This window comes from Escherichia sp. E10V10 (assembly GCF_004211985.1).
GTDB lineage: Bacteria > Pseudomonadota > Gammaproteobacteria > Enterobacterales > Enterobacteriaceae > Escherichia.
This window is the reverse complement of the sequence record NZ_RHJO01000004.1, coordinates 248,735-265,021: the sequence shown is the minus strand read 5'-3', so window position 1 is coordinate 265,021 and position 16,287 is coordinate 248,735. Positions and strand designations below refer to the sequence as shown.

The window sequence follows — 16,287 nt, the reverse complement described above, 5'->3', positions numbered from 1 at the left end:
GCTATCCTGCGTGCTTCAATAAAATAAGGCTTACAGAGAACATGGTAGATAAACGCGAATCCTATACAAAAGAAGACCTTCTTGCCTCTGGTCGCGGTGAACTGTTTGGTGCTAAAGGCCCACAATTGCCAGCACCGAACATGCTGATGATGGACCGTGTGGTCAAAATGACTGAAACGGGCGGTAACTTCGACAAAGGGTATGTAGAAGCAGAGCTGGATATTAATCCGGACCTGTGGTTCTTCGGTTGCCACTTCATCGGTGATCCGGTAATGCCGGGCTGCCTGGGCCTGGACGCGATGTGGCAGCTGGTAGGATTCTACCTCGGCTGGCTGGGCGGCGAAGGTAAAGGCCGCGCCCTGGGCGTTGGCGAAGTGAAATTCACAGGCCAGGTGCTGCCGACGGCGAAAAAAGTGACCTATCGTATTCACTTTAAACGCATTGTTAACCGTCGTCTGATTATGGGCCTGGCGGATGGCGAAGTGCTGGTTGATGGTCGTTTGATCTATACCGCCAACGACCTGAAAGTGGGTCTGTTCCAGGATACGTCTGCATTCTGATTTTAATCAGACAAAGTATATAAAGGCGAAACCTCCGCAATGCGGAGGTTTCTTTTTAAAGAGACAGAATCAGGCCATTACTACCCTGTCCGCCATGGCTTCTCGCCAGCCTCCCAGCCATTGTGACCTTTGATTCAGCGTCTGATAGGGACACATTTCTTTTGAGCGTCCGGCGATGCCGGCCTGATAACCACGTTGATGTGCCCGTTCCAGGCGATCTCGTTTTTGTCTCTTCATGCCTCGTTTCCCTCATACTGGTTTCTGGTGGAAAAGAAAACAGTGATTACTAAATGTGCAATCACAGTTAAGCAATACCGCGAATCATAACTGCCGTCAATGCGCAAAATTCACGCCACTGCCATATTTGTGAGCTACACGGGCATGTCGGTTGTACAAAAAATGTGAAGCGGAACAAGTTTTCCCATGGCTTATAAACAAATAAACCGCCTCAGGCTACATGCCGGAGACGGTTATATTTACAAATCTTTATAATTAAGGTAGACGCTTTATCTCTTGCGCAATAGTCGCGGCTTCCTGACTCCAGACACTGGCCAGTACTTTCACCATTTCATCGTAGCCATCCTGATTCTGCACCCCTTCCACACGGAACGGACGTTTTATCAGTTGTCCCTGATGGTTTAGTAGCCACTCGCCGCTCACAATCACCTTACCATCGTAACGGCCGTTAAACTCCGTCACAGTCACATTAAGCGTGTCCTGGGTGCTTCCCAAAGGCTGGGAAGCTACGACCCAACCGGGCAGTTGCGCACTCAGGTTAGCGACCAAAGTATTGCGCAACTGTTGATCCAGCGGGCTGGCCCACAGGTTGTTATTGGCAATCACATACTTCACATCACTGGTTTGATAAACCACACCATTCCCCGCCAGATAATCAGGAACAACGACCTGCTCTACCCATAGCAGGCGGTTACCCTGGCTGGCGGTACTTTGCGTACCGCTCTGCACCACAGGTAATTGGTAATAGTTTTTGTTAATTTCACCGGAGCTGCATCCGGCCAGCCACAGTGCCGCTATCGTCACTAGCCACTTTTTCATTGTTTCGCCCTCTTCGGCTCTGGATCTTTTTTATCCTTCGCTTCAAATACCAGCGCGTTGCTCTTCTCGTTGAGCGTTTTCAGAACCGGTTGCAGTTCACGCAATACCTGATCAAGACGCTGCATATCCGCCACCATCTTGTTATAGGCTGCGGAACCCGGCTGGAAGCCCTGCATGCTACGATTCAATTCGCGCAGTGTCGACTGCATATCCGTCGGCAACTGTTGCATCGACTGGCTGGCAAGGATCTTGTTCATACTATCCAGCGTAGTCTGCAGGTTTTTCATCGTGCGCTGACTTTCCGACAACGTACTGGTCGCCTGTTCAATCATCGGATTCAACGGCAGTTTGTTAATCTTATCCAACGCTTCCATCAGACGTTGCTGGATTTGCGCCAGACCACCGCTAACGGTCGGGATTATTTGATAGCCATTAAACTCACGCACACCGGTAATTGCCGGAGCATTTGGATAGAAGTCCAGATCGACGTACAGCGCTCCCGTGACCAGATTCCCGGTTTTCAGTGAACCGCGTAAACCGCGCTTCAGCAATTCGGCCAGGTGTTCTACCACATCAGCATTTTCACCTAGCTGCATTTTCAGTCGTTCTGGTTCAATACGCACCATGACTGGAATGCGATAATCATCGTTAAAGACCTGACGCATATTCGGCGCAAAGAATGGCACTTTGCTTACCGTACCGAGACGAATACCGCGGAATTCCACTGGCGCGCCAGGTTGCAGACCGCGTACCGAATCTTTAAAGAACATCAGATAATCAATGTGATCTGTGTAGAGTGAATCCTGGATACTCTTCTGATCATCATACAAAACGAATGACGTTTTTGGCGCAACCGGCTGTCCCAAGTCCAGTCCTTCAGGCACGTCAAAGCTGACACCACCACTTAGCAACGTCGTCAATGACCCCATCTCTACGCGCATCCCCGCCGAGGTCAGATCCACCGCTATGCCGCTATCTTTCCAGAAGCGAACGTTGCTCGTTACCAGGCGGTCATAAGGCGCATTGATGAACAGTTGATAGCTGATATTACGCTTCTGGGTATCGAAGGTGCTGGTTTCAACCGACCCTACGCGATAACCACGAAACAGCACGGGATCTCCCGCCGTGAGTTGCCCAGCTTTGTTGCTGTCAAGAATGACACGGATCCCTTTGGCATCTGGTGGGGCCAACGGTGGAGAATCAAGCAAATCATATTTTGTTTGCTTGCTGCCTGCAGCCCCCGGTTGCAACTCGATATACACACCGGAAAGCAACGTACCAAGGCCACTAATGCCTTCACGACCAATTTGTGGTTTCACTACCCAAAAAACAGTATCTTTGTGCAGCAGTTTTTCCATACCGGCGTTGAGACGCGCTTTGATTTCAACATGCGTTAAATCATCAGCCAGCGTGGCACTTTCGACCACACCGACGTCCACGCTACGACTTTTAATGGTAGTCTTGCCGCCTTCTATTCCTTCCGCATTAGCAGTGATCAGGGTAACTTCCGGCCCTTGATGACTGTAATGATAAAAAAGTACCCAGGCCCCGATGAGTGCCGTAACGATGGGAAATATCCACACAGGGGACCAGTTCTTCACTTTCTGGATTTTGGCTTCCCCACTATTAGATTCCATACTGTCAGGACTCCTCATGCTCTGGTTCAGGTTGACGATCCCACGACAAACGTGGATCAAACGTCATCGCAGAAAACATTGTCATAATGACGACTAAAGCAAACATTAATGCACCCATTGCCGGATAAATACTCATTAAGCCTCCCATACGCACCAGCGCCGAGAGCACCGCTATCACGAAAACGTCAATCATTGACCAGCGGCCTACAAACTCAACAACTTCGTAAATCAAATGCATTCTTTCACTATCACGCTTGCCGTGCCCTTTCGCATCCCAGCACAGCCAGGCTATGGCGATCATCTTTAAAGTTGGCACCATGATACTGGCTAAAAAGATGACGGCGGCAACCGGATAAGAGCCTTCGCTCCATAATAAGATAACCCCGGCGAGAATGGTCGACGGCATCTTAGAGCCTAAAAAATCGGTCACCATAATGGGTAAGATGTTCGCCGGGAGATATAACATGATCGACGTAAAAAGCAGTGCCAGCGTCCATTGCAGACTGTTTTTGCGTCGAACATATCCTTTGGTGCCACAGCGCGGACACACTGGATCATCGGCAGGAAGAATTGCCGTACAGCATGAGCAAGAGCGCAGCCCCTGGCGTATTCCCGTTATGCCCGGTTTCAGCGTCTGGTCAAGCTCTGGCATCGGGGCAATATCATCCCATAACCAGCGGCGATCAACGCACTGAAAGGCGCGTAATTGCAGCACACAAAATAAACACCAGGGAATGAAACTACTGCCCACGCCAATGCTGCCGTAAGCCATCAGTTTGACAAAACTGACCAACACACCGGCAAGGAAAATCTCCGCCATTCCCCAGGTTTTGAGCTGAAAAAGTACCCGCCCCAGTTGTTCTTTTAAACGAACTGGTATTTCCGCGCGATTAACCAACAGTAAAATAGTAATCAGGCAAAACGCGGGGACCAGTTGTACAAACAACAGGAAAAAAGTACCAAGGCTGGCATAGTCCTCGGAAAACAGTACGCCCGGGATTTCCAGCAACGTAATCTCACTGGTTACCCCTGCAACGTTCATATTGACAAAAGGGAACAGGTTGGACAGCAGCAGCATGAACAGTGCAGCCAACGCATAAGCGGTAGGACGCTGTCGAGGGGCATCCCACGCAACGGTTAACGTTGTGCCACACCGAGGACATGCCGCCTTCTGACCATGCTCAAGGTGGGGTAAAACCACCAGCATGTCACACTGCGAGCACAGGATGTGCTTCGCGGCATGATGATGTTCGCACATTGGTACTCCTTAATGATGCGCTATTCTACAGAATGCTGACATAGCACTCGCTTGCCGGATGCTGAACTACCGCATTATCCGCTCAGGGAGCTCGTGGAAACGCAATAAATTGACGTTTCCACCCAGGCCAGACAAGCGTAGCGCATCAGACAATTTGGCCGTTGTCAGCAGTCTCTCTTTTCACTTAACTGATTAGCGATCAGCCACCATTTTTTAACGCTTCAAGATACTCCCAACGTTCAAAAGCCTGCTCCAGTTCCTGTTCAGCAGCAGTCAGATCAGCGAGCACTTTTTGCGTATGCTCATGGGGCTGGCTGAAGAAAGAGGCATCTGCCACCTGCGCCTGTAAGGCTTCCAGTTTTGCTTCCAAATCTTCAAGCAGTTGCGGTAGCTGTTCTAATTCGCGCTGCAATTTATAGCTTAGTTTGCTACTGCTGCGTTTTACAGTTTCTGCTTTCGGCGCAGCTACTTCTTCGTTTTTTTTCACCGCAGGCTGTTTTAACGCCACATACTGTTCTTGCTGTCCGCGCGCGTCGTGATAACCGCCGACATAACGGCCAATTTTGCCGCCACCTTCGAAGATCCAGCACTCTGTTACGGTGTTATCAACAAACTGACGATCGTGACTAACCAGCAATACTGTACCCTGGTAGCTGTCGATCAGCTCTTCAAGCAGTTCCAGCGTTTCAACATCGAGATCGTTGGTCGGTTCGTCGAGGATCAGTAAGTTACTGGGTTTCAGGAACAGACGCGCCAAAAGCAGACGGTTACGTTCCCCGCCGGAGAGCGCGCGCACCGGCGTCATCGCCCGTTTCGGATGGAACAGGAAGTCCTGTAAATAGCCCAGTACATGGCGCGGTTTACCATTAACCATCACCTCTTGCTTACCTTCAGCAAGGTTATCCATCACCGTTTTATCGGGATCGAGTTCCGCACGGTGCTGGTCAAAATAGGCGACTTCCAGTTTAGTGCCGACATGAATGCGTCCGCTGTCCGGCTGAAGTTGACCAAGCATCAGTTTCAGCAGCGTGGTTTTGCCACAGCCATTCGGGCCAATCAGGGCAATTTTATCGCCACGCAGTACCTGGGCAGAAAAATCTTTCACCAGTTGCTTACCGTCAACCTGGTAGCAAACGTCTTCCATTTCGAAAACGATCTTACCGGAGCGACTGGCCTCTTCTACCTGCATCTTTGCAGTACCCATTACCTCGCGACGTTCACCGCGTTCACGACGCATTGCTTTCAGCGCACGCACGCGGCCTTCATTACGGGTACGACGCGCTTTGATCCCCTGACGGATCCACACTTCTTCCTGTGCCAGTTTGCGATCGAACTCGGCATTTTGTAGTTCTTCCACGCGCAGGGCTTCTTCTTTTTCCAACAAATACTGGTCGTAATTACCCGGATAGGTGACCAGTTTGCCGCGATCGAGATCGACAATACGCGTCGCCATATTGCGAATAAATGAACGGTCGTGGGAGATGAAAATAATCGTACCGTTGAACGTTTTCAGGAAACCTTCCAGCCAGTCGATGGTTTCAATATCCAGGTGGTTAGTCGGTTCATCGAGCAGCAACACGCGCGGATTGCTCACCAGCGCTCGCCCTAATGCGGCTTTACGCAACCAGCCGCCGGAAAGCGACGACAACGCAACGTTAGGATCTAATCCCAGCTGTGCCAGCACTTCGTTGATACGGTTTTCCAACTGCCACAGGTTGTGGTGATCCAACTGTTCCTGAACCTTCGCCAGTTCGTTGAGATTTTTCTCGCTCGGGTCGTTCATCACCAGGCGCGAAATATCGTGATAGCGTTTCAGGTATTCCGCTTGTTCTTCAATGCCTTCGGCAACGAAATCATAAACGCTACCCTCAACGTTACGCGGTGGATCCTGTTGCAGACGAGCTACAATCAAATCTTGCTCGTAAATAATGCGACCGTCATCCAGCCCCTGTTCACGGTTGAGGATCTTCATTAACGTCGATTTGCCTGCGCCGTTACGGCCCACCAGACAAACACGTTCGTTATCTTCGATATGCAGTTCTGCGTTATCGAGAAGCGGCGCGTCGCTGAACGACAGCCATGCGCCATGCATACTGATTAATGACATTACTATTCCTTTCAGGCTGCGGTAATCAGCCAGCAGTTGTGGATCTGGCGGTTACGGGCGAAATCCTGGGAGAGCGTTTTTTGCGTAATTTCTTGTGCTTTCAGTCCCAGTTTTGCCAGTCCGTCAAGATCCATACGGAAACCACGTTTGTTGTTCGAGAACATGATCGTCCCACCTGCACGCAGCAGACGTTTCAAATCTTTCATCAGCGCCAGATGATCGCGCTGAACATCAAACGCATCTTCCATTCGTTTTGAGTTAGAGAAGGTTGGCGGATCGATAAAGATCAGATCGAACTGTTCATTAGCCTCACGCAACCACGCCAGGCAGTCGGCCTGAATGAGGCGATGCGCACGACCGGTTAAGCCATTAAGGCGCAGGTTTCGTTCTGCCCACTCCAGATAGGTACGCGACATATCCACCGTCGTGGTGCTGCGCGCGCCGCCTAATCCCGCGTGCACGGTGGCGCTCCCGGTATAGGAGAACAGGTTGAGGAAATCTTTGCCTTTGCTCATCTGACCGAGCATACGACGGGCGATACGGTGATCGAGGAACAAACCAGTATCAAGATAATCCGTCAGGTTCACCCACAGGTGAGCGTTATATTCGGTGACTTCAAGAAACTCGCCCTTCTCGCCCAGTTTCTGGTACTGATTTTTGCCCTTCTGGCGTTCACGGGTTTTCAGCACCAGTTTGTTTGGCGCAATCCCGAGTACCGAAATGGTCGCCGCGATAATATCGAACAGACGTTGACGCGCTTTGTGCGCATCAATGGTTTTCGGCGGCGCATACTCCTGCACCACCACCCAATCGGCGTAGCGGTCAACGGCAACGTTATATTCCGGTAGATCGGCGTCGTACAGGCGGTAGCATTCAATGCCTTCCTGACGCGCCCACTTCTCGAATTTTTTGAGGTTCTTACGCAGGCGGTTGGCGTAGTCTTCTGCCACCATTGCCGGTTTGCTGTCTGGAGTGCTTTCGGCAACGTGGTAATTTTTCTGCACGCAGTCTAATGGACCGTTTTTCGCTTTGTACTGTTTGTCTGCACGCAACTGCAGGCAACTTAACAGATCCGGCGAGGCACTGAATAAAGAGAGATTCCAGCCGCCGAACTGGTTTTTCATGATTCGGCCCAGCAGGCTATGCAGCGCAATCAGCGCCGGTTCGCTGTCCAGACGTTCGCCGTAAGGCGGGTTACTCAACACTGTACCGTATGGCCCTTTCGGCAGCGGATTGGTCAATTGCGCGACATCTTTCACTTCAAAAGTGATCAGTTCGCCAATCCCCGCAAGACGGGCGTTGGTGCGCGCACGTTGAATCACCCGCGCATCGCTGTCGGAACCGTAGAAATGAGAGTTGTACTCAGCCAGACCTTTACGGGCGCGGGTTTGCGCTTCCGCTTTTACTTCTTGCCAGATAGCTTCATCATGTTGCGCCCAGCCGCTAAAGCCCCAACGCCCGCGGTGCAAGCCCGGTGCGCGGTCGGTCGCCAGCATCGCCGCTTCAATCAACAACGTACCAGAACCACACATTGGATCGAGCAGCGGTGTTCCTGGCTGCCAACCGGAACGCATCACAATTGCCGCCGCCAGAGTTTCTTTGATCGGCGCAATACCTGCACGATCACGATAGCCGCGCAGATGCAAACCATCACCACTTAAATCGAGAGCGATGCTGGCGGTTTCTTTATTTAGCCAGACGTTCACGCGGATATCCGGCGCATCGCGATCGACATTCGGGCGCGGCAGATTCTTACGGGTGAAAGCATCAACGATCGCATCTTTGACTTTCATCGCGCCGTACTGGCTGTTGCGGATGGTGTCATTCAGACCGCTGAAGTGGACAGCAAAGGTCGCGCCAGGATTAAACATCTCTGTCCAGTTGATCGCCTGAACGCCGAGATAAAGGTCTAAGTCGCTGTAAACCTTACACTCGCCCAGCGGCAACATAATACGCGAGGCCAGGCGACTCCACATCAGGCTCTGGTAAACAAGCCGCGTGTCGCCCTTGAAATGGACCCCACCCTGAACCACCTGGCATTCAACGGCCCCCAGGTTTTCGAGTTCAGTTTTTAACAGCTCTTCCAGCCCACGGGCCGTACTGGCAAACAGAGAATTCATATCGTCACTTTTACTCTAAGGCCTACCGCAGTAGGCGTAATTGTTGCAGTCAGTTTGGACATGGACAGCACGGAGAAACCGGAACGTACACCAGTACGTGAGGATTTCGAGCACTGCCCAGGGCTAAACTGACAAATAAAATAGCCTAACGGGATAGGCACTAAGAAAATTGTTGCGCATTATAGCTAATAAGCGCGTCATGTCATAAAGTTGAGGGCTTATTTTCATTTGAGGACCGCACCGTGACGACATTAACCCGGCTTTTTATTCATCCTGTTAAATCGATGCGCGGCATCGGTCTGACACATGCTCTGGCTGATGTCAGCGGTCTGGCCTTCGATCGCATCTTCATGGTCACAGAACCTGACGGTACGTTTATTACTGCCCGCCAGTTTCCGCAAATGGTGCGGTTTACCCCTTCGCCCGTGCATGACGGCTTACATCTCACCGCGCCAGATGGCAGCAGCGCATACATCCGTTTTGCTGATTTCGCTATGCAGGACGCGCCAACCGAAGTGTGGGGTAACCATTTTACTGCACGCATTGCGCCAGATGAGATCAACAAATGGTTAAGCGGCTTTTTCTCCCGTGAAGTGCAACTGCGCTGGGTAGGACCGCAGATGACACGGCGCGTAAAACGCCATAACACTGTACCCTTGTCGTTTGCTGATGGCTATCCGTATCTGCTCGTTAATGAAGCCTCACTGCGTGATGTGCAGCAACGCTGCCCGGCAAGTGTAAAAATGGAGCAATTTCGCCCCAATCTGGTGGTTTCCGGCGCGGCAGCCTGGGAAGAAGATACCTGGAAAGTGATTCGCATTGGCGATGTGGTGTTTGACGTCGTAAAGCCCTGCAGCCGCTGTATTTTCACCACTGTCAGCCCGGAAAAAGGACAAAAGCATCCGGCAGGCGAACCGTTAAAAACGCTGCAATCATTCCGCACTGCCCGGGATAATGGCGATGTCGATTTTGGTCAGAATTTAATTGCCCGCAATAGTGGCGTTGTTCGTGTTGGTGATGCAGTGGAAATTCTTGCAACTGCACCGGCGAAAATCTACGGCGCGGCAGCCGCAGACGATACTCTCCCGACAACGCAGCAAATGGATGCAAATGTAGATATCGACTGGCAAGGACTGGCATTTCGCGGTAATAATCAACAGGTTTTGTTGGAGCAATTAGAAAATCAAGGGATTCGGATCCCCTATTCTTGCCGCGCGGGCATATGCGGAAGTTGTCGGGTTCAGCTTCTGGAAGGCGAAGTCACCCCGCTGAAAAAATCAGCTATGAGCGACGACGGGACAATTCTTTGCTGTAGTTGTGTACCGAAGACTGCATTGAAACTGAAAGGTTAAACGGCCTGTTCAAGGCTGAAGCTGTCATAACTCATATGAGGTTTCAGTCTGTCATTCATAATTTTGATGGCGTCACCCAGTTGCATGGCGCGACCAGCGATGACAACACAAGGCTGCGCAAGGAGACACAGCGCGGCATTTTCGCCAGATTCAACAACCAGCAGGCTGACTTGTTCATTGGTATCGCTTAACCAGACACAGGCTGCATCACCCGGCACTGGCGACCACATTTCACCATGAGAAACAAAATGCCAGCTTTTCGGCATTTGCGGTTTGAGATAACGAACTGCCACCAGCGCATTAAGCACCAGTTCAGCTTTTTGTTCTTTTGATAAGTTAAGGTCGCGGCATTTTTCTTCAAACGAGAAATAGAGCGCGGCGTCATCAACGCAGAATCCCGCTGGAGAAAAGGCATCTGGTGTCAACATTTTGCGCGCAAAACGTGAGCGAAATAGCATGCCATTGGCTAAATCAAGCATCATTCGATCATGCTCTTCATCATAATACCAACGCCAGTTATCGTCTGGTTTAATTCGCATATGCGTCTCCTCTACCCTATAAATCCACTGCAACATATTCCATTGTCGCTTCGCTTAATAACCTCAACAAAAAAGTACAAAATGTCTAAATAAGTAACAGCAATGAATATAAAACAACCAGGGCTGAAAATAAAGCCCTGATTATCTTATAAAGAGAAAATGAAAGAAATAATTAGATATGGTTAACGATTTCTTTAATCAGCGGCGGACCTTTAAAAATAAAACCGGAATAAATTTGCACCAAAGAAGCCCCTGCAGCTATCTTCTCGCGAGCAGCAATTACCGAGTCAATACCACCAACACCAATAATCGGTAAGCGGCCGTTTAATTCCTGCGACAAGCGACGAATAATTTCCGTACTTTTTAATTGTAAAGGACGACCACTTAAGCCACCGGTTTGATCACAATTTTTCATCCCCTGAACCAAAGAACGATCGAGGGTCGTATTAGTTGCAATGACGCCATCAATATTATGGCGAACTAAACTATCGGCAACCTGGATCAACTCTTCTTCAGAAAGATCCGGCGCGATCTTCACTGCTATTGGTACATATTTATGGTGGTGCGCTTGCAGATCATTTTGTTTATTTTTAATTGCCGTTAATAAATCATCCAGTGCTTCGCCATATTGCAGAGTGCGTAATCCCGGGGTATTTGGTGATGAAATATTGATGGCAATATATCCTGCATAGGCGTAGATTTTTTCCATACAAATCAGATAGTCATCTTTGCCTTGCTCAACCGGCGTATCTTTATTTTTGCCGATATTGATTCCCAGAACACCGTCGTAGTGGGCTTTTTTAACGTTCTCAACGAGGTTATCAACGCCGAGGTTATTAAAGCCCATACGGTTTATTAAACCTTCAGCATCTACCAGGCGAAAAAGACGCGGTTTGTCGTTTCCTGGTTGTGGACGCGGGGTGACAGTACCGATCTCGATCGATCCAAATCCCATTGCACCAAGGGCATCAATACACTCCCCGTCTTTATCAAGACCGGCAGCCAGGCCAAGCGGGTTTTTAAAGGTCAGTCCCATACAGTTAACCGGCTTCGCTGGAACATTTTGCCGAACAAGCGCTTCAAACGGTGTTCCGGTGATGCGGCGTAATTGTTGAAAAGTAAACTCGTGTGCGCGCTCTGGATCGAGCTGGAAAAGGGCTTTACGAACGAAGGGGTAGTACATGAACTCTCCTGGATTCCCGGTGTGCAAACCGGGGGCGTATTATGTGCGAGTTCGCAGCAAAAGGGAATTGACCTGCGGCAATAAATAGCAAACGTTTTCTTGTTGCGCCCTTTTTATGCTTTTTTTGGCTTTCCTTCTTCAGATAAATCATTTCGACTCACGAACGCCCTCTGTCAGACTGACCGAATTGTTATCAATGTTAACAAAACAAGAACAATTGGTTATAAGGAGAGAGTATGCGTGTCATCACCCTGGCGGGTAGTCCTCGCTTTCCTTCTCGCTCCAGTTCCTTACTGGAATATGCGCGGGAAAAACTGAATGGCCTGGATGTTGAGGTTTATCACTGGAATCTGCAAAACTTCGCCCCGGAAGATCTGCTCTATGCCCGTTTCGATAGTCCGGCACTCAAGACCTTCACCGAACAGCTGCAACAGGCCGATGGACTGATAGTCGCTACACCTGTGTATAAAGCCGCCTATTCTGGCGCGCTGAAAACCCTGCTCGACCTACTGCCAGAACGCGCTTTGCAAAGCAAAGTGGTACTGCCACTGGCGACGGGCGGCACGGTGGCTCATCTGCTGGCGGTCGATTACGCCCTTAAACCAGTTTTAAGCGCGCTGAAAGCCCAGGAGATCCTGCACGGCGTGTTTGCCGATGACTCGCAGGTGATTGATTACCAGCACAAACCCCTGTTCACGCCAAATCTGCAAACCCGTCTTGATACCGCGCTGGAAACCTTCTGGCAGGCGCTGCACCGCCGTGATGTTCAGGTTCCTGACCTTCATTCTCTGCGAGGTAATGCCCATGCGTAACATCATTAAACTGGCGCTGGCGGGATTACTTAGCGTCTCAACACTTGCAGTTGCTACGGAGTCGACTCCAGAAGCGTTACATATTGGCTACCAGAAAGGTAGCATTGGTATGGTGCTGGCAAAAAGCCACCAGTTACTGGAAAAACGCTATCCGCAAACAAAAATCTCGTGGGTGGAGTTTCCCGCAGGTCCGCAAATGCTGGAGGCGTTAAACGTTGGCAGTATTGATCTCGGCAGTACGGGGGATATTCCACCCATCTTTGCTCAGGCCGCCGGGGCTGATTTGGTATACGTGGGCGTCGAGCCGCCGAAGCCAAAAGCCGAAGTGATTCTGGTTCCAGAAAACAGTCCGATCAAAACCGTAGCCAATCTTAAAGGCCACAAAGTTGCCTTTCAGAAAGGTTCCAGTTCGCACAACCTTTTACTGCGCGCCCTGCAACAGGCCGGGCTTAAATTCACCGATATCCAGCCCACTTACCTGACGCCCGCCGATGCCCGCGCCGCGTTCCAGCAAGGTAACGTTGACGCCTGGGCTATCTGGGATCCCTACTACTCCGCTGCATTATTACAGGGCGGCGTGCGGGTGTTGAAAGACGGCACCGATCTCAATCAAACCGGATCGTTTTATCTGGCCGCTCGTCCCTATGCAGAAAAAAACGGCACCTTTATTCAGGGTGTGCTCACAACCTTTAGTGAGGCCGATGCGTTAACCCGCAGCCAACGCGAACAGAGTATCGCCCTGTTGGCAAAAACAATGGGCTTACCTGCGCCAGTGATTGCCTCGTATCTGGATCATCGTCCCCCTACCACCATCAAACCGGTGAACGCTGAAGTTGCTGCCTTACAGCAGCAAACAGCAGACCTGTTTTATGAAAACCGTCTGGTGCCGAAAAAAGTCGATATTCGCCAGCGCATCTGGCAGCCCACGCAACTGGAAGGAAAACAATTATGAGTCTGAATATGTTCTGGTTTTTACCGACCCACGGTGACGGACATTACCTGGGAACGGAAGAAGGTTCACGCCCGGTTGATCACGGTTATCTGCAACAAATTGCGCAAGCGGCGGATCGTCTGGGCTATACCGGTGTGCTAATTCCAACGGGGCGATCGTGTGAAGATGCGTGGCTGGTGGCGGCGTCGATGATCCCGGTGACGCAGCGGCTGAAGTTTCTTGTCGCCCTGCGCCCCAGCGTAACCTCACCTACCGTTGCCGCTCGCCAGGCCGCCACGCTTGATCGTCTCTCTAACGGACGCGCGTTGTTTAACCTGGTCACAGGCAGCGATCCGCAAGAGCTGGCTGGCGACGGCGTGTTCCTTGACCATAGCGAACGTTACGAAGCCTCGGCGGAATTTACCCGGGTCTGGCGGCGGTTGTTGCTGGGCGAAACGGTGGATTTCAACGGCAAACACATTCATGTGCGAGGAGCAAAACTGCTCTTTCCACCGATCCAACAGCCGTATCCTCCTCTTTACTTTGGCGGATCGTCCGACGTCGCCCAGGATCTGGCTGCCGAACAAGTTGATCTTTATCTCACCTGGGGCGAACCGCCGGAACTGGTTAAAGAGAAAATCGAACAAGTGCGTGCGAAAGCTGCCGCGCATGGACGCAAAATTCGTTTCGGTATTCGTCTGCATGTGATTGTTCGTGAAACTAACGACGAAGCGTGGCAGGCCGCCGAGCGGTTAATCTCCCATCTTGATGATGAGACTATCGCCAAAGCACAAGACGCATTCGCCCGCACGGATTCCGTGGGGCAACAGCGAATGGCGGCGCTGCATAATGGCAAGCGCGACAATCTGGAGATCAGCCCCAATTTATGGGCGGGCGTTGGCTTAGTACGCGGTGGTGCCGGGACGGCGCTGGTGGGCGATGGTCCGACGGTCGCTGCGCGAATCAACGAATACGCCGCGCTTGGCATCGACAGTTTTGTGCTTTCGGGCTACCCGCATCTGGAAGAAGCGTATCGGGTCGGCGAGTTACTGTTCCCGCATCTGGATATTGCCATCCCGGAAATTCCCCAGCCACAACCGCTGAATCCGCAAGGCGAAGCGGTGGCAAATGATTTTATCCCCCGTAAAGTCGCGCAAAGCTAAGGAACAAAATAATGGCAACGCCAGTGAAAAAGTGGTTATTGCGCGTTGCCCCCTGGTTTTTACCGGTGGGCATCGTGGCGGTGTGGCAACTGGCCTCGTCAGTTGGTTGGCTGTCGACGCGTATTTTGCCCTCACCGGAAGGGGTGATGATGGCGTTCTGGACGCTCTCAGCCAGCGGCGAATTGTGGCAGCATCTGGAGATCAGCTCCTGGCGGGCGCTGATTGGCTTTTCAATTGGCGGATCGCTGGGGTTGATTCTGGGGCTGATTAGCGGGCTGTCGCGCTGGGGAGAAAGGCTGCTGGATACCTCCATTCAGATGTTGCGCAACGTGCCGCATCTGGCGCTGATCCCGCTGGTGATTTTGTGGTTTGGCATTGATGAATCCGCAAAAATATTTCTGGTGGCGCTCGGTACGCTATTCCCCATTTATATCAACACCTGGCACGGCATCCGTAATATCGATCGCGGGCTGGTGGAGATGGCGCGTAGCTATGGTTTATCCGGTTTGCCGCTATTTATCCATGTGATCCTGCCTGGCGCCCTACCCTCAATTATGGTCGGCGTGCGTTTTGCATTGGGCCTGATGTGGCTGACGCTGATTGTTGCCGAAACCATTTCTGCCAATTCCGGCATTGGTTATCTGGCGATGAATGCGCGGGAGTTTTTGCAAACGGACGTGGTGGTGGTTGCCATTATTCTCTACGCCCTGCTCGGCAAACTTGCTGACGTCAGCGCGCAGCTGTTAGAGCGCCTCTGGTTGCGCTGGAATCCGGCTTATCATCTGAAGGAGGCCACTGTATGAATACTGCTCGTCTGAACCAGGGCACACCATTGTTGCTCAATGCAGTAAGCAAATATTACGCGGAAAATATCGTCCTGAACCAACTGGATTTACATATTCCGGCAGGTCAGTTTGTGGCGGTGGTGGGCCGCAGCGGTGGTGGCAAAAGTACCCTGCTGCGCCTGCTGGCAGGTCTGGAAACGCCTACCGCAGGCGATGTGTTAGCGGGCACCACACCGCTGGCTGAAATTCAGGATGATACGCGAATGATGTTTCAGGATGCGCGTCTGCTGCCATGGAAATCGGTGATTGATAACGTTGGGTTAGGCCTTAAAGGTCAGTGGCGCGATGCCGCGCGTCGGGCGTTGGCTGCGGTAGGACTGGAGAATCGCGCCGGGGAATGGCCTGCCGCACTTTCAGGCGGGCAGAAACAGCGAGTGGCGCTGGCAAGGGCGCTGATTCATCGACCGGGTTTATTGTTGCTTGATGAACCACTCGGTGCGCTGGACGCTTTAACGCGACTGGAGATGCAGGATTTGATTGTGTCACTTTGGCAGGAGCACGGCTTTACCGTACTGTTGGTGACGCATGATGTGAGCGAAGCGGTGGCGATGGCTGACCGGGTGCTGTTAATTGAAGAAGGAAAAATTGGTCTGGATTTGACGGTGGATATCCCCCGTCCGCGCCGGTTAGGATCAGTGCGATTAGCGGAGCTGGAAGCGGAAGTGTTGCAGCGGGTGATGCATCGTGGGCATTCTGAACAACCGATTCGGCGTCAAGGTTAATA

The 16,287-nt window shown here is 51.4% G+C and carries 15 protein-coding genes; 7 read left to right on the top strand and 8 right to left on the bottom strand.

Translation table 11 applies throughout. The annotated features are described in order from the left end of the window. The first annotated feature begins 41 nt into the window (after positions 1 to 41). Positions 42 to 560, top strand: a complete 519-nt coding sequence (fabA, locus tag D9736_RS09975; protein ID WP_000227926.1) for a bifunctional 3-hydroxydecanoyl-ACP dehydratase/trans-2-decenoyl-ACP isomerase — start codon at positions 42 to 44, stop codon at positions 558 to 560. A 69-nt stretch (positions 561 to 629) separates the two neighbouring features. On the opposite strand, the gene rmf is transcribed toward fabA, so the two are convergent. The 6 genes from rmf to rlmKL form a co-directional block, all read right to left on the bottom strand. Further along, complete coding sequence (gene rmf / locus D9736_RS09970) at positions 630 to 797, bottom strand: ribosome modulation factor (protein ID WP_000828648.1); 168 nt, start codon at positions 795 to 797, stop codon at positions 630 to 632. Between the two features lie 255 nt (positions 798 to 1,052). Beyond that, a complete protein-coding gene (gene pqiC, locus D9736_RS09965; RefSeq protein WP_130222099.1) occupies positions 1,053 to 1,616 on the bottom strand; it encodes a membrane integrity-associated transporter subunit PqiC in 564 nt (187 codons plus the stop codon). Beyond that, positions 1,613 to 3,253: an intermembrane transport protein PqiB gene (gene pqiB, locus D9736_RS09960; RefSeq protein ID WP_130205377.1), complete on the bottom strand. Its 1,641-nt coding sequence runs from the start codon at positions 3,251 to 3,253 to the stop codon at positions 1,613 to 1,615. The genes pqiC and pqiB overlap by 4 nt, the downstream gene beginning before the upstream one ends. 4 nt (positions 3,254 to 3,257) lie before the next feature. Next, positions 3,258 to 4,511: a membrane integrity-associated transporter subunit PqiA gene (gene pqiA, locus D9736_RS09955; RefSeq protein WP_130258254.1), complete on the bottom strand. Its 1,254-nt coding sequence runs from the start codon at positions 4,509 to 4,511 to the stop codon at positions 3,258 to 3,260. Between the two features lie 199 nt (positions 4,512 to 4,710). Then, a complete protein-coding gene (locus D9736_RS09950) occupies positions 4,711 to 6,618 on the bottom strand; it encodes an ABC transporter ATP-binding protein (RefSeq protein ID WP_130222102.1) in 1,908 nt (635 codons plus the stop codon). Between the two features lie 11 nt (positions 6,619 to 6,629). Further along, on the bottom strand, positions 6,630 to 8,738 hold the full coding sequence (gene rlmKL, locus D9736_RS09945; RefSeq protein WP_064528388.1) for a bifunctional 23S rRNA (guanine(2069)-N(7))-methyltransferase RlmK/23S rRNA (guanine(2445)-N(2))-methyltransferase RlmL: 2,109 nt from the start codon (positions 8,736 to 8,738) through the stop codon (positions 6,630 to 6,632). A gap of 242 nt (positions 8,739 to 8,980) precedes the next feature. On the opposite strand from rlmKL, the gene ycbX reads away from it, so the two are divergent. After that, positions 8,981 to 10,090, top strand: a complete 1,110-nt coding sequence (gene ycbX, locus D9736_RS09940) for a 6-N-hydroxylaminopurine resistance protein YcbX (RefSeq protein WP_130258253.1) — start codon at positions 8,981 to 8,983, stop codon at positions 10,088 to 10,090. On the opposite strand, the gene zapC is transcribed toward ycbX, so the two are convergent. Continuing rightward, positions 10,087 to 10,629 carry a cell division protein ZapC gene (zapC, locus tag D9736_RS09935; protein WP_064528385.1) on the bottom strand — a complete coding sequence of 181 codons (543 nt, stop codon included), beginning with the start codon at positions 10,627 to 10,629 and terminating at the stop codon, positions 10,087 to 10,089. The two genes, ycbX and zapC, sit on opposite strands and share 4 nt — an antisense overlap. A gap of 172 nt (positions 10,630 to 10,801) precedes the next feature. Beyond that, positions 10,802 to 11,812, bottom strand: coding sequence for a quinone-dependent dihydroorotate dehydrogenase (gene pyrD / locus D9736_RS09930; RefSeq protein ID WP_130205367.1), 1,011 nt, complete (start codon positions 11,810 to 11,812; stop codon positions 10,802 to 10,804). Positions 11,813 to 12,048: 236 nt separating this feature from the next. Here pyrD and ssuE point away from each other — a divergent pair, with 236 nt between their 5' ends. The 5 genes from ssuE to ssuB are packed head-to-tail and all read left to right on the top strand — an operon-like array spanning position 12,049 to position 16,285. Continuing rightward, a complete protein-coding gene (ssuE, locus tag D9736_RS09920; protein WP_130215779.1) occupies positions 12,049 to 12,624 on the top strand; it encodes an NADPH-dependent FMN reductase in 576 nt (191 codons plus the stop codon). Beyond that, positions 12,617 to 13,576: an aliphatic sulfonate ABC transporter substrate-binding protein SsuA gene (ssuA, locus tag D9736_RS09915; protein WP_130258251.1), complete on the top strand. Its 960-nt coding sequence runs from the start codon at positions 12,617 to 12,619 to the stop codon at positions 13,574 to 13,576. The genes ssuE and ssuA overlap by 8 nt, the downstream gene beginning before the upstream one ends. Then, a complete protein-coding gene (gene ssuD, locus D9736_RS09910; RefSeq protein ID WP_130258250.1) occupies positions 13,573 to 14,718 on the top strand; it encodes an FMNH2-dependent alkanesulfonate monooxygenase in 1,146 nt (381 codons plus the stop codon). The genes ssuA and ssuD overlap by 4 nt, the downstream gene beginning before the upstream one ends. An 11-nt stretch (positions 14,719 to 14,729) precedes the next feature. Further along, positions 14,730 to 15,521, top strand: a complete 792-nt coding sequence (gene ssuC / locus D9736_RS09905) for an aliphatic sulfonate ABC transporter permease SsuC (RefSeq protein ID WP_130258249.1) — start codon at positions 14,730 to 14,732, stop codon at positions 15,519 to 15,521. Continuing rightward, complete coding sequence (gene ssuB, locus D9736_RS09900) at positions 15,518 to 16,285, top strand: aliphatic sulfonates ABC transporter ATP-binding protein (protein WP_130258248.1); 768 nt, start codon at positions 15,518 to 15,520, stop codon at positions 16,283 to 16,285. The genes ssuC and ssuB overlap by 4 nt, the downstream gene beginning before the upstream one ends. The last annotated feature ends 2 nt before the right edge of the window (positions 16,286 to 16,287 follow it).

Excerpts from the sequence above, each read along its gene's own strand:
- fabA (WP_000227926.1), top strand. The coding sequence starts at position 42 with ATGGTAGATAAACGCGAATCCTATACAAAAGAAGACCTTCTTGCCTCT.
- rmf (WP_000828648.1), bottom strand. The coding sequence starts at position 797 with ATGAAGAGACAAAAACGAGATCGCCTGGAACGGGCACATCAACGTGGT.
- pqiC (WP_130222099.1), bottom strand. The coding sequence starts at position 1,616 with ATGAAAAAGTGGCTAGTGACGATAGCGGCACTGTGGCTGGCCGGATGC.
- pqiB (WP_130205377.1), bottom strand. The coding sequence starts at position 3,253 with ATGGAATCTAATAGTGGGGAAGCCAAAATCCAGAAAGTGAAGAACTGG.
- pqiA (WP_130258254.1), bottom strand. The coding sequence starts at position 4,511 with ATGTGCGAACATCATCATGCCGCGAAGCACATCCTGTGCTCGCAGTGT.
- D9736_RS09950 (WP_130222102.1), bottom strand. The coding sequence starts at position 6,618 with ATGTCATTAATCAGTATGCATGGCGCATGGCTGTCGTTCAGCGACGCG.
- rlmKL (WP_064528388.1), bottom strand. The coding sequence starts at position 8,738 with ATGAATTCTCTGTTTGCCAGTACGGCCCGTGGGCTGGAAGAGCTGTTA.
- zapC (WP_064528385.1), bottom strand. The coding sequence starts at position 10,629 with ATGCGAATTAAACCAGACGATAACTGGCGTTGGTATTATGATGAAGAG.
- pyrD (WP_130205367.1), bottom strand. The coding sequence starts at position 11,812 with ATGTACTACCCCTTCGTTCGTAAAGCCCTTTTCCAGCTCGATCCAGAG.
- ssuE (WP_130215779.1), top strand. The coding sequence starts at position 12,049 with ATGCGTGTCATCACCCTGGCGGGTAGTCCTCGCTTTCCTTCTCGCTCC.
- ssuA (WP_130258251.1), top strand. The coding sequence starts at position 12,617 with ATGCGTAACATCATTAAACTGGCGCTGGCGGGATTACTTAGCGTCTCA.
- ssuD (WP_130258250.1), top strand. The coding sequence starts at position 13,573 with ATGAGTCTGAATATGTTCTGGTTTTTACCGACCCACGGTGACGGACAT.
- ssuC (WP_130258249.1), top strand. The coding sequence starts at position 14,730 with ATGGCAACGCCAGTGAAAAAGTGGTTATTGCGCGTTGCCCCCTGGTTT.
- ssuB (WP_130258248.1), top strand. The coding sequence starts at position 15,518 with ATGAATACTGCTCGTCTGAACCAGGGCACACCATTGTTGCTCAATGCA.